Genomic DNA, 17403 nt, shown 5'->3' with positions numbered 1-17403 from the left:
CTCTGACAAAAACGATTATAGCATGATATTTAGTGATAGAGATTTAGCGTATCAACTAATTCATCAGAACATTAAGAAGTAAGTTGTCAAGGAACGTTCGGGTTGGTTTTGAAACCTTAACCCTATATCTATCTTACAAGGTGGGGACTATTTTATGCTTGCGTATCCTATCATTAAAGATAGCGCATCCAGTTCGGACCGTTATTGGCGGGACTCTGGCCTAACCCCGCAAAAAAGTCTAGCCAAATTGGGTGGTAGGGATATGTGCGGGGTTGGCCACTAAAATTATTTTGCTAGATTTTTTTTGGATAGTTGTCTTTTTATGTTCTTTCTAGGAATATTTCTGCACTCTTGGAAGGAAATGTAGGGAAGATGTGGAAAGTAGTAGTTAGAAGTGAATTATCTGATGATTTAGAAAATGCTTCTCCATGTAGATTGAAGTATCAGTTTGATAAATCGAAACTAATGTTTATTTGGGACGGTAACTAATGTACAAAAGGTGATTAAACATGGAAAGATACCTAAATGCTGAAAACTTAACGCAAGCTATTATACAATCCAAATTTGAGTATGCAAGTAAATGCTTCACACACACTAAGTTTAATGAGCAAAATTATAATATTTTATCAGAAATACTTATAGGAGAGAGCAGTAGAAACCTCATTGTACATCCAGGATCTAACGCGCTTTTAGTTGAGTGTGTTATTGCAGCGGTATTCGCTTGTTATACGCAAGATGTTTTGTTAAACCAAACATCGTTATTAGATAGCCTAAAAGATGACGCTAAGATCTTATATGAACGTAATCGCGGTATATATAAAGGACTTACTGAAATCAATGGTGAGTTAAAGATACATATGGTATTTAATGGGCTTAGTCGTTATGTCCCATTATCCAATGGATATAAAATTAGTCCTTATCTTGGTAATGCCAAAACCCTTTCCAAGGGAATCAACAAGAAGAGTAAGACCTCTCGTAGTGAAGCTCTTGGTCAGGTGTTTGGGGTTAGTCCTGACAGCATAAAGAATGTAACAGAATCATCAATACTAGTTTTGTGCCAAAAATCAGAAGCAGATGCTATAGCCGAATCCCTTCAATTGGTATGCAATTTATGCGGTAGTGTCAAACTTAAGGATCTTTTTCCAATGGCTTATTATTCAAGCTGTGATTCGATTCACTCCTATTCTGGTAACTCCGCAAAGCTTGAGCCAGTGATAAAATTCACTTCGCGTATTTCAACGGCAAGAGATTTAATCTATGACGATGAAGAACATTCAATACGAACCGTAATTATCAATGGCTATGATCTCATTGGAGCATCACCATCAGAATTATCGGACATCATGAACTGTTCTTTCATTCATGATGTAATAATGCTAGCAGGTTATGCTTATGGATCTATTGATGAGTGTTTATCGCTATTTCCTCAAACAAGAGTGTTTGCTTGGAGTGAAGAGGCTTTGATCTCAAAAGTGGCGGATTTATTCTCGCCTCCCGACCTTTCAAATGCAAGTGATTGTATTAGTATCCAATATAAAATGATCGGTAATCAGATTGATAAGCAGACGGATCAAGCGATGGTCTGCTCACCTTTTCCTGACGATATGCCCATTAAATGTCGCAAGCTTTTACAAATAATTAAAAATAATACGGAAGATTGTGATGATAAGGACTATTTTATTAGTCGATCATATAGTTTGTTGAATCTGTTTGAACGGGCATGTTTTCCGATACGCACTCTTGAACGATTGGTGGAGAACGGTAAAGTAACAGGTATAATGCCGCTCGAAGAAATTGGACACTTGCGCTCAGTAGGAGAAAGCTTATTGACAAAGAACTCCGTTATTTCACTTGAAAACGACATATTGAATGTGATTGACACGTTACTTTCTTTGCGGAAATATTTATATTCCGACAATCCAAAGTATGCATGGCTTAAGAACCGCTTGTTTGAAGTCAGTTGGTATAAGCATCAGAATTATGCAATTGTAGTTCCTAAACAGTATTTCATTGATGCTTTCACAGAAAGCTTAACCCCAGGCGAAAAGTCAGTTTTGAAAGACTGCAAATTCTATACCCCCACGCGTTTTGACAATGTTAAATTGTATGATGGAGTTATATGTTGTGGCGTATTCGAGGGTAAACGATTCAATGCATTTACCAATACAAATTCTACAGTGACCGAGGTGATATGCTATCCGTCAGAAACTGGACTATTTCGGCTAATGGAGCGAAATAATATAAAAAGAATAGAGGCTATTGATAGATTAAATGCCATCAAATTTGAACATGAAATAAATAACAATTTCACTTTAATAAATCAAGATATTTCGGACGAATCCGTTGGGATTATAGACCTTGAAAAATTTATAACAGCTGCAACTATTAGGAGTGGAGTTGGATCATATCCTTTAAATGACTCGTCAACGTGTCAACGGGTTGAGACCGTGAGAACCGCTTTATTCGAAACTGGTGAACGGGCTATGTTTACAAAAGGGTATAAACCATATGTATTTGATAGGTTAAAGAACGAAGTTATTGAAGTTGATGTATCTGCGTTGGACGCAGGGGATGAAATAGTTTTTACTCAAAATGATGATGACTCGAAAGATATTGTAAATAAAATTATAAACCAGATGCATACGGATTATAGGTTCGAACAGAAGTACGGTGAATATTTTCGAAAGGCTACCTACTGGAAAACTACATTAAGCACATTTATGAAGAGCAATGCGCTGTCATATCGAGAAGTGTCCCAAAGAATGCACAGAATTGGTAAGGATAAGCACGAAGTTACTATACGATCCTGGCTGGATGAGGATAGTCGTATAGTGGGACCTCGAGACTCTGATTCTTATCAAACAATTGCTGTGTTAACAAATGATAATGAGATGTTGTCTGATCCCAGCGCCTTTTGTAGGGCATGTGAGGAAGTTCGTTCATTGAGGGTGAGAGCATTAAAACATCTTGAAAAGTGTATTATGCAAGCGGTTGGTGCTAAGAGCAATGGTAAGGTTGATGATTTAATCGCATCTGTCATGGGTGACGTATCACAGATAGCTCTTATTCTACAAATAGACACGATAGTCGATCATGTCACAATAGTTCCAGTTAATATTTCCAACAAACCGCTTTCGGAGTAACAAAATGGGGGATGAAGTATTTTATGATTGATTTAACTGAGCATTTTACAGCAAGAGATATGCTTCTAGAAGATATTCGAAAAGAGATGATGGGACCTGGTTCGGAAAACTCTTTACCGGATATGGAGCATGAGATTATAACTGATCAACCTGAAGTAAGATATTCTGTAGGTATTTTATTTCCTCAAGAAATTAAGCAGAAATTAGATAACGATGAAGTGGTCGAGTCGCGAGTCGAGAACGAAGAGGATATTTCCGAAGAGATTTCGGTTGATCTGACTATAAAAGAACAACCGATTCAATCAACAAAAAAAAGATATGGTGAGAATTCCGCGGATGACAATGATACCAATTCAATTGATGAGGAGATAAATCTTTCCAACCAAAACATGCCATCTTCAATGGGAATGACTTTTTTTGTTCATGGAGAAGTATCATCACTTCGTTTTAATGTATCTTTAGGTACTTATCGGCGATCAACATATACGGACTGTTGCTATAGATATGATAGTTCAGAATCCACAGAAGCTATTGAAAAGGGCCCTATGGGAGAGTATGTCTATCTTCAAGATGGTTTTATGAAGCTAAGATCAAAAATTAGTAAACGTGACATATGGCGACTAAAAGAAGCAGATAAATTAGAAGATGTGGAAATGAAAAATGCTTTGTATAAATTAGCTGATCAATGCGGCAAACGTGGTTTTGTGCGAGAACCACATTCTTTTGAACTTGAAGTTCCCTTCTCAGACGGCGATTTTGACGAATCCAACGAAATACTCGAAAAACTTGGTAAGTTGACTGTTTTGAGACGAAATTACGGCAATGGTATTTATGCTATAACCGTAATATTAGTTAACACTGAAACGGGTTCTTATAATGGAATGAACTCTATCTTCCAACCCGAAATACGGTTTCTTTCGACCGATAATCCTGGACTTACATTCGAGCAGTACAGTACCAGCAACCAGGCACAAGAGGACATAGAAGAAAAATCATTAGCATTGTTGTATCGTGATAACAAGATTTATGCATCTGGGCACGGCGTTGCCACGAATTGGAATGTAGACCAGGCTGGTAATGGAGAAATATGGACTGAGTTTCTCCCTGTAGGAATCGTTCCGCAAATGGATTTCGACTTGGCGGATCGCAATATTTCTAAACATAGTTTTTCGATGAAGTATCTTTCAGATTTGGATGAATCACCCAAATCTGAAAAACTGGAAGTAATGAGAAAGTTTATAGATGAATATGGTGCGTGGATTGCAGATATATCCAATAAAACATCAGAAATTGATGAGATATTCAGGGAAACAGCGATTCGACATATTTCTAACTGTAAAGAATTGTTGTTGCGTATGTATCATGGTATAGAGTTATTGCAATCTAACGAGACGGCATATATTGCTTTTCAGCTAGTCAATCGCTCGATGCTAATGCAACGTATTCACACAGACATACAAAAAAAAGATAGTTATCCTGGTGATAAAGAATTACAAAATCGGCTTGCAACATTAGACTATTATAATGAATCAGACGAACACTTTTGGCGGCCATTTCAACTAGCTTTTATATTAATAAGCATAAGATCAATAGTAGAACCTAATGCGCCCGAGCGTGATTTGGTAGATTTAATATGGTTCCCAACTGGTGGGGGGAAAACCGAAGCATATTTAGGACTAACTGCGTTTACCATTTTTTATCGGCGCTTAATATATTCTGATACTTACATGGGTACCACCGTGATCATGCGTTATACACTTCGCTTATTGGCTGCACAACAATTTATTCGTGCAGGCACACTAATATGTGCATGCGAAGCAATTCGTCTAGGAAGCAAACAACCGAAGCCTAGTTACCCTATGTATTCATTGGGCAGGGAACCTATCACAATAGGGTTATGGATTGGTAGTAAACATACTCCTAATCGTAATGATGATGCGAAAAAGTGTTTAAATAAACTGATGAAAGCTGGAAAAGATGATTTAAAATATACAAAAGATATCTATAATAAATTTCAAATGCTCAAATGTCCATGGTGTGGCACTAAGCTTGTTCGTGATGTAGAGATAAGTAATCAATCCCAACGCTTAGTGGGTAATTGGGGATATATGATGGCAGATAATAAACATTTCTATCTGCAATGTACTCAAGAAGGCTGCAAGTTCAAGAAAAGTCTGCCTATACAAGTAGTAGATGAAGAATTATATGATAAGCCACCAACACTATTGTTTGGAACCGTCGATAAATTCGCAATGGTTGCTTGGAAAGGCCTCGTTGGAAGGTTTTTTGCAGCCGATTCAGAAAATCGTGCCCCTGAACTAATTATTCAGGATGAATTACATTTGATATCCGGCCCACTTGGCACCGTGGTGGGGATATATGAAACCGCCATTGATGCCCTTTGCAGCGCAAAAGGCGTTAGACCGAAAATCATTGCGTCTACAGCAACAATCCGTAGTGCAAAAGCTCAATGCAGAAATCTCTTTAATCGGGATGTTCGTCAATTTCCGCCATCTGGTATCGATGCCGGCGATTCCTTTTTCGCTAGAGAAGCAGATGTAAATAAAAAACCTGGAAGAACGTATGTAGGTATTATGTCATCGGGAAAAACCAAGGCGATGATGGAAGTCCGAATGATCGCGACACTATTGCAACGCGTATATAAGTTGGATTTTCCAGACGAAGTTAAAGACAAGTTCTGGACACTTGCCGTCTACTTTAACAGTATTCGTGATTTAGGAAAATGCAGCTCTATGGTGGATGATGATGTAAAAGATTTTATGATACGTATGGGGAATCGTATTGGCTCTCGACATCGTCTTATAGGATCGGCCGACGAATTGACTAGCCGCGTATCGTCTACACAATTAAATGAGACTTTGGACAAGTTAGAACGTCTTGAATACTCTCAAGAAAACCAAGAAAATAAAACCTATCCTATCAATGTACTCTTGGCATCAAACATGATATCAGTAGGTGTTGACGTGGCCAGACTCAACTTAATGCTCATCGTTGGGCAACCCAAATTGACAAGTGAGTATATCCAAGCATCTAGCCGTATCGGTAGAAGTTATCCTGGACTAGCGTGTGTTTTATATGATGGAGCTAAGAGCCGTGATCGTTCTCATTATGAACAGTTTAAGCCTTACCATGAATCATTCTATCGTTTTGTAGAGCCAACTAGTGTTACACCATTTTCCAAGCCCGCACGAGAACGAGCTTTGCATGCAATACTGGTAAGTTTACTACGTCATCGGTATGGTCTTACTCGTGATACTGACGCACAATATTTCCCGCCGCAACAAGAGATACTGGATGAGATTGAAGAAATCATTATTAATCGCGTAGAGTCGATCCGCAATAGTTCTGATTTTGCTTTGGCTAGTGAGAGTAATGAGATACTCAACGAGATTCGAACCTTTTGGAAAGATTGGAAAGATAAAGTGAATGGACTGGATGGGGAAAATTTCTTATATGGCGAGAAAAACATGATGAAAGGCCCAGTCGAAGGTACAAAGCGGCTACTAAAACCATATGGAAGTATAGGATCTGACGGTGAGCACGAAACATTAACTTCTATGCGCAATGTAGATAACGTTGCGGCCGCTAGGATTGTCGTTTGGGGGGATGAAGAGTAATGGATATACCGATTGCTAAGGACTTTGTTCCATTAAACAAAATCACACATAATATTCGTTCTGGACAAGCCGTTATGGAGTACGGAGTGGGAGCCATGGTGGACTTTGTTGATCAGACGTTAATGACGACAACTCCTGAATTATGGGATGAAAGCATTGTTCACATTCACGATGAAAGGCTGGAGCGCATTCTTGGCGTGGATTTCTTTGGAATGCCAGGAGGTAAAGACGAATATCCTAAGGGCATTACTTATACGCGTTTCCCTCAATGGTATTTTTGCCCAAGATGCAGGCGATTTCAACCGCTAAAGGAATGGATCATAGAATACCGGCGGAAAGCTACTTCAAAGAAGAAGGAAAAAGATCCACATATGAAACGACCACGATGTCTTGACTGTAAGACGGATCTTGTACCTGCTCGTATTGTTGTTGCATGTAAGAATGGTCATATCGACGACTTCCCATGGGTCGAATGGGCACACGAAAAGAACATGGGCGGTGCAAAACCGCTGTGCAATAATCCTATACTTAAATTCGAGACGGGAGCAAACACGACAGCAGGCTTGGAAGGATTAGTAATACGTTGCGACTCCTGCAAAGCAAAAGCAACATTATTTGGTTCTTTTGATAAGGATGCGATGGAAAGACTGGGGAATAATTATACCTGTAGCGGGTTTATGCCATGGAAAAACCAACATGTTCCCTGTGGATGTACTCCGCAAGCCGTCCAACGAGGTGCATCCAAAATTTACTTTCCTAAAGTAGTTAGTTCGCTGGTAATCCCACCCTACTCGGACTTAATCAATACCAGTATAGAGAATTCCAAACGATACGCTGAGTGCCTTACCATTATTAATGATTATGAGCCTGACGAAAAGGAATCGAAAATTAGGGCACGATTGGACAAGTGGGCCAATGAAATTGCTAAGCAAATTGCGCGAGATCCTTTGGCAGTCAAACGTATTTTAGAACGAAAATTATTTGAAAAAAACAGCGACAGTGATAATGAATTAATGACCAGCCAGAGATATCGTAATGAAGAATACGATGCATTAACGGGAGCTATTTCAGCAGAGACCTTCGACGGATCCGATTTCGTACGCGAAGAGCAGTGTGTCGACTTGTATCATATTCCAGGTTTAAAAAGAGTTGCCTTGGTTCATAAAGTCCGTGAAGTCCGCGTTTTGACAGCATTTAGCAGACTTAATCCACCCGATGTATATATTATGAAAGATCAGACCGAGGGCGGAAATGGGCTTATTAGTGTAAAAGAGCCGGAGAGCAATTGGTATCCGGGATATGAGGTAAGGGGGGAAGGAATTTTCCTGGAATTTGATGATGAAGAAATTAACCAATGGTCATTAAAAACGTCCGACTCAGGAGATCGATCAGCGATCTTAAATGAACAATATAGTTCTTCATACCAAGGTCAGTTTTTGGCTCGAGAAATTTCTTCTAAATTCATTTTATTGCATACGCTTTCTCATTTATTAATTCGTCAATTGAGCTTTGAATGTGGGTATACTGCTGCATCATTGCGTGAACGAATTTATTGTAATCTTCCAACTGAGGACTATATCATGTCAGGTATTTTAATTTACACGGCAAGTGGAGACTCTGAAGGGACGCTAGGTGGACTTGTCCGTCAGGGCCGGAGTGATTGTTTACCGCGTACCTTTTTTAAAGCACTTGAAACAGCTAAATGGTGCTCCAATGATCCAGTTTGCATCCAAAGTCATGGGCAAGGTCGGGAATCCTTAAATTTAGCAGCATGTCATGCATGTACGTTACTTCCTGAGACTAGTTGCGAGGAATTTAACGTTTTTCTCGATAGAGGATTGGTAATTGGAACATTGAAGAACGAACTGGCAGGCTTTTTTAGCGAGTGGTTGATCGAGCGACGATCTATGAATAAAAAGACGGGAGAGTAATCAATAAATACATTAAGGCGATAAGTTCATCTGATACACTTTCGGAAATAAAGCCAGGTTACTCTGCAAATAAGGATTCATTTTTTACGACTGGAATATGATTGGCGAGCTAATTCTATTTTTCGTGTGTTTAATAATAGGGCATTATTAAAGATGAGAATTTAGTAAAGGAAAGGTTTTAATTGAATCGTAATGAAAATCAGCAATGGATTTTAGACGTCATGTACATACAAAAAGCAGGGATGTTAATCCCTTGCTTTTTGTATGTCTTTTACTATTTCGTCGAAAAAGGCTTGACCCATTTTAACTGGTACAGCATTACCAATCTGAAGAGCAATATCTGTCCAAGTACCTGCGAATTTATAGTCCGGTGGAAAAGTTTGAATGAGCGCCGCTTCGCGTGCAGTTATAGGGCGATCTTCGGTAGGGTAAGCAAAACGTCCTTTTGAAATATTTAAACATCCGCCAGTTAGCGTAGGGGCAACTGATTTCCAATCCATCCGACCATATACATCTCTGTACCCGGGGTTATTATCATGACACTTTAGCTTTAAACGTATATTTTCCCCGTTTACAGTAACTTTCTCGGGCCAGCTTTCACGGCCTTTCCCGGGAGGGGTATGCTGCAATCGAAGTAGATTGAGGTTACCTAAATGGGAATATTTATGTAGCTGATCATTAGGCGCTTCCCGTAAAGGAAGTGGCTTGGGGAGGTTGAACTGTTTAAAATAATCTTCTAGTGTTACATGATTATCCTTATATTTAAGCTCTGGGAAAGGTACTTCAGAGGTGTCACGGAGATCAGTGTTCTTGCAAATATCTAGCCTTTTACCTACGAGAACAAATCTATTTCTTCTTTGAGGCACCCCAAGATCAGCTGCGTCAATACGTCCGAATTTTAACTTATATGAAATACCGTCATCAGTTTTTTTCTGTAATGACTCTTTTAGTCTTGGCCAAATTACCTTATTTTCACCGAATCCAGGAACGTTCTCCAAAAAGATATACTTGGGTCTAAACATCTTCACAAATCTGAGGTACTCAAAGGCTAAATAATTTCTAGGATCCATCACCTTTTTTTTAAATACCATTTGCCTTGAAAATCCTTGACAAGGAGGGCAACCTGCAAGCAGATCGAGCTGACCTCCAAGGAGGTCAGAAGCAAGATCTTCTATATCCTCCTTAGTAACTTCCAAAATATTTCTTTCAATAATATAATCCTTCTCACCCATCTCAGCCCGACAATGGTTAAGTCGGTATGACTTCGTGAATACGGGATTCATTTCTATAGCTAAACGTACATTAAAACCTGAATTTTTCAAAGCTTGAGTTATGCCACCTGCACCGGAAAACAAATCAATTGCATATAGGGTATTCATTGTAATTGGTTCTCCCTTTAAAATCCTTCTTTATAGAAATTTAACATAAAAAGAAGAATAAGAAAAGATAAATATGGTTATACTGTTTGCGCTAGCGCAAACAGTTGTTATTGACGAGGTTTAACGTCCATAGATTGATGGGGTATGATGTCCAAAAGTAGCCATAGAAGCTGTCCAAATGTAGATAAATTTTTTTGTTTTCCCCCTGTGTTACGATAGTTGTCGTAGGGACTAAAGAAGAGTATCCTTGAAAAGAAACACAGGAGGGAAAACGACATGAGATATCCCAAAGAGTTAAAGAGCTCGATTATTGCAAAGATGTTACCACCAAACAACCAGTCTCTTAGTTTGATTCAGCAGGAGACAGGAGTCCCAGAGGGAACTCTAAAGTTGTGGCGGAAGGAAATACGGGGAAAGGGATTTGCAGCCCCTGCTGGTGAGCAGCAAAGTGAGCAGTGGAGCACACGCGACAAGTATCTCATCGTGGTTGAGACATCCACACTTAGTGAGATCGAACTCGCAGAATACTGTCGTAAGAAAGGTTTATATGTTGAGCAGGTCAAGTCCTGGCAGGACAACTGCATACAGGCGAACGGCGGTGTGGCTCAGGAACTAGCCCTCTCACAACGTCGAGAAAAAGAAACAGAAAAAGAGTTAAAGCAGGTTAAGAAGGAACTCCAGCGGAAAGAGTCAGCACTCGCTGAAACAGCAGCCCTGTTAGTTCTAAGAAAAAACATCAATGCGATTTGGGGACCAAAGGACGAGGAAGTCTAACCAGCACTGCGGATCGCGACATAATTATTAAGCTGGTAGAAGAAGCAGTAGCAAGCGGAGCACGTCAACAGCTCGCTTGTGAAGAGATTGGCATATCCGTACGAACATTGCAACGCTGGTGTAAAGACGGAGCTCCTGAAGCAGATCAGAGACCCTTGGCAAAGCGTCCCGAACCGGCGAATAAACTTACGAATGCGGAATGTAAAGATATTCTGGAAATAGTCAACCAACCTGATTTTCAAAGTTTGCCACCCAGTCAGATTGTCCCGATTCTTGCAGATCAAGGTATTTATATCGCCTCCGAGTCAACCTTCTATCGAGTCATGCGCGAAGCGGGTGAACAGAATCATCGTGGCCGTTGTAAGGCACCTTCGAGCAAGCCTAAATCCACGCATTGTGCTACCGAACCTAATCGTGTGTGGTCTTGGGATATTACCTACTTACCAGGCCCTGCTAGAGGACTCTACTTCTATTTATACCTCATCCTGGACATCTATAGCCGAGATATTGTCGGATGGGAAGTCTGGATCGAAGAAACGGCAGAGCATGCTAGTCAACTCATTCGGCGGGCAGTTATGGCCCAGAAAATTACCAGACAAGAAGGTCCCTTGGTCCTCCATTCCGATAATGGTAGCCCGATGAAAGGCGCATCCATGCTGGAAACACTCTATCAATTGGGGATTACACCTTCTAGGAGTCGCCCGAGGGTTAGCAATGACAATCCTTATTCGGAATCCATTTTCCGAACCTGCAAATACCGTCCAAGCTATCCAATGGGAGGATTCGCGACGATTAATGATGCCAGAACATGGGTCAAGGAATTCGTCCATTGGTACAACTTTAACCATCACCATAGTGGTATCAAATTCCTTACACCAAACCAGCGTCACAGTGGCCAGGGTGAAGAGATACTTGAGAAACGGCACAGGCTCTATGAGGCTGCGAAAGCCCGTCATCCGGAACGTTGGACACGTCAAACAAGGAACTGGTCCTTGCCCAAGGAAGTATGGCTTAATCCAGAAAAATCTCAGGTTGAGGATCGAATTGAATCTAAACCTGATGCGTCCTAGGCTGTTTGATTGATTTGATTGAAGTGAGTATTAAGTGTCAGGGTGCCACGCGGGATACCGGAGGGCGAAGCCTGAGGATATGCGTGCTGGCATCCCCAGTGACACTAACGAACAAATAAGCTAAAGGACTGAAGGGACTTTTTGATCCGCAGATCACAAAAGTTTCTTCTGGCCAGCGCCGAGCGTCCGGACTTGTTTTCGTTGGACCCATTGTTAGTAGTCACCATCTTGATAAAGTAATTTCGGGTTAATGCGACAACTATCTTGACATCTACCGCTACCTTGGGAGGGCATTTTGTAAAGATTATCTATAAAACTTAAAACAAGCGTTCAAACGGGGTAATATCTCCTCCTAAGTCTTCTGTAGCCTCTCGGAATTCAGGGGGCGAAAATAACAATATTTAGCAAATGGAGCTGGAAATTCAAGATAATTAACAGGAATTGTGCCCATCAATAAGTGATTTTAGAAATGGGTCTGGAAGAAATAAAACAAGCGATCATAGGGCAATTCAGTGGGCTTAGCGGCGTGACGAATTACCCACTCAACCAGACGTTTGACCTTACCCGGTGTGGTAGTCGGTGCCTTTTCACCCTTCTTCTTTCCTTTCTTAGGCTTGCTTTTACGCCTCTGCAGTTTGGGGTTAAGATTGTTTCCACTGGTCGTCCAAAGCCGTTTGAAGAAGTCGTAGAACGTACCGACTCCCGGAATGTCCCCCGGTTCAAAACCACTGATGATCGCGTAATACGGAACACGGACCATTTCGTTGATCCACTCGGTTATGCCGATTTCCGGCTTTGTCATAAGAAACAGGAGAAAGGATCGGAGCATAGAAGCTGGATCACGAGGCTCCGGGCCTTTAGCGTCATAACAATTCTGAAGAAGCGTGGTGATGGAGGACAAATCGGTCATCCAGAACTTCATGATCAAAGGCCAATCATCGTTAGCAATGACGAAGATACTCCCGGAATAATGCTGACGGAGACGTTGGATTACAGAATCCTGATACGTTGCATGTGGAATCAAAACAGGTTTCAAGCAAATCATCCCAAATCGTGTAGTAAGGAAAATAATTCCTCCCGTCGCGATTATGGGGACGATTAGAAAATGTCAAGAGTTTTCGACATTATTCGCGAGAATATTTTAGATGTAAATTTCCAGTTATCCGTTTATAAAAAAGAAATCCCCCTACCGAAAAGTAGGAGGAATTCAATATTGGTGGTTCAAGCAAAGCCTTGCGCCATCTGCCTCGGCGAATGCCGAGAGGCTATATTGTAAAGTGGAGGATAAATATGTTTAAAATCAAAATCGAACCGGACCAGTGTATCGGTTGTGAACTTTGTGTTAACGATTGTTTAACCCATGACCTGGAGTTAATCCAGGGAAAAGCGGTAGCTCGTCATCAAAACTGTTTTAAGTGCGGGCATTGTATCGCAATCTGTCCGCAGAAGGCAGTTAGTGTTGAAAACGATGATATGAGTGAAATTAAGGACTTTGAAGAGGGAACCTTTACCATTGAACCGGAAACTTTTTTGAATGTGGTAAAATTCAGACGTTCTGTTCGCCATTATCTGGATAAGGAAGTTGAACGGGAAAAGATTGAAAAAATCATTGAAGCCGGTCGCTATACGGAAACGGCTTCTAACAGCCAAGGGGTTACTTACATTGTCCTGCAAAAAGAGGTTCCTAGGGTAAGAGAGCTAGCCACGAAGCAGCTGAAAACGCTAATCGAAGCAGGTTATAATTTGCAGGGCTTAAATTTAGATGAAGGAGATTTTCTCTTGCGAAATGCCCCAGTGCTAATTTTAACAGTTTCCAAAAATAAAGTGGATGCTGGATTGGCCGCTTCAAATATGGAGATCATGGCGGTGACGCAAGGGTTAGGGGCTTTCTTTATCGGCTTTTTTGTCAGAATTGCCAATAAGGATCAAGCGATCAAAGAGATTTTAGAGATGGGACCTGGGGAGGAAATCGTCACCTGCATGGCGGTGGGTTATCCGAAGGTAAAATACTATCGTACCGTGCCGCGTAAAAAGGCCAAGATCCGTTGGAAGTAACATAAGCTAAAAGCCGCTCTTTGAACGGTTCTTTTCCTTATGGCATCCTCAATTTTGGATAAACTAACAAAAAAATAACAGAATGAGGGAAGCGTGAATTCTGAGTATTGGAGGCAAACCATCTACAGTCAGAAAAAACAAAGTTCAGTAATTACGTCTGGACTGATTTCTAATACGAATTCAAGGGCAAATTATCGATAAACAGGGGGGATCACTTGTCGTGAAATATGATTTTGAAACGCTGATCAATCGTGCAAATACAGGATCCAGCAAGTGGGAACAGATGAAGAAATGGAATCCGAAGGTGTCTGAGAATGTCATTCCATTTTCAGTTGCCGACATGGAGCTTAAAAATCCTCCGCAAATCATCGAAGGGTTGAAATCCTATCTTGATACAACGATTTTGGGCTATACTTGCCTTACCAATTCGTATTTGGAAGCCGTCTGTGGATGGATGAAACGGAGACATGACTGGGAGATCCAAACCGATTGGATCCTCACTTCTCCAGGGGTAGTTTATGCGTTTTTTGCCGCTATTCGCGCTCTAACTCAACCCGGTGATGGGGTAATCCTCATGACACCAGTTTATTATCCTTTTTATGCTGCGATTGAACGGAACGATCGTACGTTGGTCAAAAATCCGCTGATCAATACCGGTTCAACGTATTTGATCGATTTTGAGGATCTGGAGAAAAAAGCTCAGGATCCCCAAAATAAGATGTTGCTCTTCTGTAGTCCCCACAATCCTGTCGGCAGAGTCTGGACTCAAGAGGAGCTGGCGAAGGTTGGGGAAATTTGTTTACGGAATAATGTCCTTATTATCTCGGATGAGATCCACTTTGATCTCATTATGCCAGGGCATCAGCATACTGTATTCGCCTCTCTCAGCGAGCAATTAGCCAATATTATGATTACCTGTACGGCACCGAGCAAAACGTTTAATTTGGCCGGTATGCAAGCGTCCAATATCATTATTCCGAACAAAGAACTCCGCAAGACTTATGTTAAAGAAGTTGAAGCGGAAGGCTCATCTTCTCTGAACATTTTAGGCTATAAGGCTTGCGAGATTGCTTATACGGAGTGTGACGAATGGCTGGATGAGTTAATCCAACTGGTCTATCATAACCATCTCAAACTCAAAACGTACATAGAGACTAATATTCCGCAGATCAAAGTGTATGATCTAGAAGGAACTTACCTGCAATGGATGGATTTTCGAGAACTTGGTTTAGATAAGGATGCACTCGAAGAATTGATGCACCAAAAAGCAGAGTTATTCTTTGATGAAGGATATGTTTTCGGCGACGAAGGTAAGGGCTTCGAGAGAATGAATCTTGCCTGTCCTACGTATCTCCTGATGCAGGCGTTGGAACGCTTAAAAGCGGCCATCGATAATCTGCTCTAAGCTTAAAAAGAACTGTAGAGATGAGGGCTTAACAGGGCTGAATTCCCCGAAGACAGTATTACGTGAAGCTTATGCTGCACAGCTTATTCAAGACGACAAGTTATGGCTTGACATGCTGAGTGATCGAAATTCGGCAGCGCATATATACAGTGAACAATTGGCGATAGAGATCTGTAGTAATATCCAAGAAAAGTATGTTAATGCACTTGGCGAATTGCTCAAACAAATTAAGGTAAGGCTTGAGGTTTCCTAAGTATAAATCGTAATGGTATAATATGTATATTCAGGAGAGGTGTGTGATATCGTGCCGTTACAACAAAATGATAAAAGATATACCTATGAAGATTACCTGACCTGGCCGGAAGATGAGAGATGGGAAATAATTGATGGGGTACCCTATCTGCAGGCGGCCCCTACATGGCAGCATCAAGCCATATCCAGAGAGCTTTTGACACAATTTAACAATTATCTAAAAGATAACCCGTGCCAAGTTTTTTCTTCACCCTTTGATTTAAGGCTTCCTGAAAAAGATGAAAAAGATGAAGAAACTACATTTGTTGTGCAACCTGATCTTCTCGTTGTTTGTGATCGAGAAGGTTTAAAAGGAACGGGTTATTATGGTACGCCAGCCCTAGTTATTGAAATATCTTCTCCGTCGACGGTACGAAGTGATAAAGTCTTGAAGTTTAATCGATACGAGAAAGCCGGCGTTAAGGAGTATTGGATCGTTGAGCCAGACGGTAAATTCATAAGCGTATTTACCTTACAATCCAATCATCGATACGGAAGGCCGGAATTCTTTACTGAAACAGATAAGCTACCCATGAGTGCTTTCCCTGACGTGATCATTGATTTGAAACCCGTATTTGATGGTCTTTGAGCCTTACCTGTCTATGTTACCGCAGATTTTTTAGTCAGGGATGGTGGGCTGGCAACCAACGGAATTAGCTATACTGATCTTGGAAAGGAAACCGCAGATATGGCAGTAGAGGTTTTAAACGGTAAGAAACCCGGTGATATTCCGGTAAAGACCGACAAACACAGATCCAACAATTTTCAGAAAATGACCTTGAGCGATTCAAGGCCATTTTCTGTTTCGTCACATAGCTAGGAGATCTCGGGTCCGACAGTCTGTAGGCACAATAAGTGCAACTTATGGATAAATCAGCCGTGTTTAAAGGATTGAACAAAGAGGAATGGACGAACGTGCTTGAGGAACAGAACATGTACCTTAAGGACAAATATGCCTTTGATATCAGCTTGGCTTGGCCTACTATCTTTGTAGCGCTGCTGAAAAGTACGCAGCCTCAAAAGTTTAAGAGTAGTAATAATTACGTGACTGCAATGCATTGCAGAAATATACCGCTTTGCTGCTGAGATAAACAAATTCAGAAAAGCATCGACAGCTTAAAGTAATATAAGTAAAGCGTGTCTTCATGTTAGCCGGTCGGGGTTGAAAGGATTACCTTGACAGGCATGTTGTCAATAAGATGTTATAACAATAATGATAATAATTTGTTGACAAATTATTATCATTATTGTAAGATATATTTATATTAAAGAAGAAGGATAGGGATAATTCTAATGAATATTTCAACAAAAGCAATCATCTCAAACTCTGAAATGATCAAGAACTATAAAGCTTGCAGGGAAAAGGCAGAAGATTTCGGGAAGATATTTGTTTTAAAAAATAATCAACCGGATGCAGTATTATTTTCTGTTACTGAATATGAAAGGCTTTCAGTGTTTATCGAGTATCTGGAAAGTCTTGAGGGATTAGATATTGCAAAGTTTATTGAGTCTTTACCAAAGGAAGGAAATAGAAAAATATACTCCCTTGACCATTTAAAAAATGATATAAAATAAAATCGTAGCAATAGATACGATCGTATAGTTTAGATTCGAATTAATTATCAAGGCCTTTAGAGTGGAACGCTCAGTTTAGAGTTACCACCCTTTAGTTATATAAACCAGCGTGAAAAATAAGTAGGAGGAATATGAGATTAGT

The 17403-nt window shown here is 40.5% G+C and carries 11 protein-coding genes and 1 pseudogene; 10 read left to right on the top strand and 2 right to left on the bottom strand.

All coding sequences use genetic code 11. The features are described from left to right. Positions 1 to 509 precede the first annotated feature (509 nt). Genes VM640_RS04900 through VM640_RS04890 form a run of 3 tightly spaced genes read left to right on the top strand, consistent with a single transcriptional unit; the run spans position 510 to position 8712 of the window. Positions 510 to 3143, top strand: a complete 2634-nt coding sequence (locus VM640_RS04900; protein ID WP_325390301.1) for a DrmE family protein — start codon at positions 510 to 512, stop codon at positions 3141 to 3143. A gap of 23 nt (positions 3144 to 3166) precedes the next feature. Further along, positions 3167 to 6781, top strand: a complete 3615-nt coding sequence (locus tag VM640_RS04895) for a helicase-related protein (protein WP_325390300.1) — start codon at positions 3167 to 3169, stop codon at positions 6779 to 6781. Further along, the gene (locus VM640_RS04890) at positions 6781 to 8712 is read left to right on the top strand and encodes a DUF1998 domain-containing protein (protein WP_325390299.1); all 1932 of its coding nucleotides are present in this window, start codon (positions 6781 to 6783) and stop codon (positions 8710 to 8712) included. Before VM640_RS04895 ends, VM640_RS04890 begins: the two co-directional genes overlap by 1 nt. A 245-nt stretch (positions 8713 to 8957) precedes the next feature. Here VM640_RS04890 and VM640_RS04885 read toward each other — a convergent pair whose 3' ends face one another. Continuing rightward, positions 8958 to 10091, bottom strand: a complete 1134-nt coding sequence (locus VM640_RS04885; protein ID WP_325390298.1) for a DNA cytosine methyltransferase — start codon at positions 10089 to 10091, stop codon at positions 8958 to 8960. Positions 10092 to 10367: 276 nt separating this feature from the next. On the opposite strand from VM640_RS04885, the gene VM640_RS04880 reads away from it, so the two are divergent. Continuing rightward, positions 10368 to 11935 (top strand): IS3 family transposase gene (locus VM640_RS04880; RefSeq protein WP_325390297.1). Its coding sequence is split into 2 segments (ribosomal slippage): positions 10368 to 10844 and positions 10847 to 11935, totalling 1566 coding nucleotides; the frame shifts between segments, so codons are not numbered across the junction. A gap of 463 nt (positions 11936 to 12398) precedes the next feature. Here the strand turns inward: VM640_RS04880 and VM640_RS04875 are convergent. Then, entirely contained in the window at positions 12399 to 12980 is a 582-nt protein-coding gene (locus VM640_RS04875) for a hypothetical protein (RefSeq protein ID WP_325390296.1), read from the bottom strand. A gap of 245 nt (positions 12981 to 13225) precedes the next feature. Here VM640_RS04875 and VM640_RS04870 point away from each other — a divergent pair, with 245 nt between their 5' ends. From VM640_RS04870 to VM640_RS04845, 6 genes and pseudogenes are all read left to right on the top strand, one after another. Beyond that, positions 13226 to 13990, top strand: a complete 765-nt coding sequence (locus tag VM640_RS04870) for a nitroreductase family protein (protein ID WP_325390295.1) — start codon at positions 13226 to 13228, stop codon at positions 13988 to 13990. A 220-nt stretch (positions 13991 to 14210) separates the two neighbouring features. Next, entirely contained in the window at positions 14211 to 15395 is a 1185-nt protein-coding gene (locus tag VM640_RS04865) for a MalY/PatB family protein (RefSeq protein ID WP_325390294.1), read from the top strand. Continuing rightward, positions 15382 to 15648 carry an HI0074 family nucleotidyltransferase substrate-binding subunit gene (locus VM640_RS04860; protein ID WP_325390302.1) on the top strand — a complete coding sequence of 89 codons (267 nt, stop codon included), beginning with the start codon at positions 15382 to 15384 and terminating at the stop codon, positions 15646 to 15648. Before VM640_RS04865 ends, VM640_RS04860 begins: the two co-directional genes overlap by 14 nt. Positions 15649 to 15699: 51 nt before the next feature. After that, positions 15700 to 16275 carry a Uma2 family endonuclease gene (locus tag VM640_RS04855; protein ID WP_325390293.1) on the top strand — a complete coding sequence of 192 codons (576 nt, stop codon included), beginning with the start codon at positions 15700 to 15702 and terminating at the stop codon, positions 16273 to 16275. Between the two features lie 3 nt (positions 16276 to 16278). Next, positions 16279 to 16428, top strand: a pseudogene (locus VM640_RS04850) (ABC transporter substrate binding protein); the annotation flags it as partial. Between the two features lie 551 nt (positions 16429 to 16979). Beyond that, complete coding sequence (locus VM640_RS04845; protein WP_325390292.1) at positions 16980 to 17261, top strand: hypothetical protein; 282 nt, start codon at positions 16980 to 16982, stop codon at positions 17259 to 17261. Positions 17262 to 17403 lie beyond the last annotated feature (142 nt).

This window comes from Desulfitobacterium sp., assembly GCF_035539115.1.
In the GTDB taxonomy this organism is placed as follows: Bacteria; Bacillota; Desulfitobacteriia; order Desulfitobacteriales; family Desulfitobacteriaceae; genus Desulfitobacterium_A.
The sequence above is the reverse complement of the archived record's forward strand: the minus strand, read 5'-3'. Positions and strand labels throughout refer to the sequence as shown.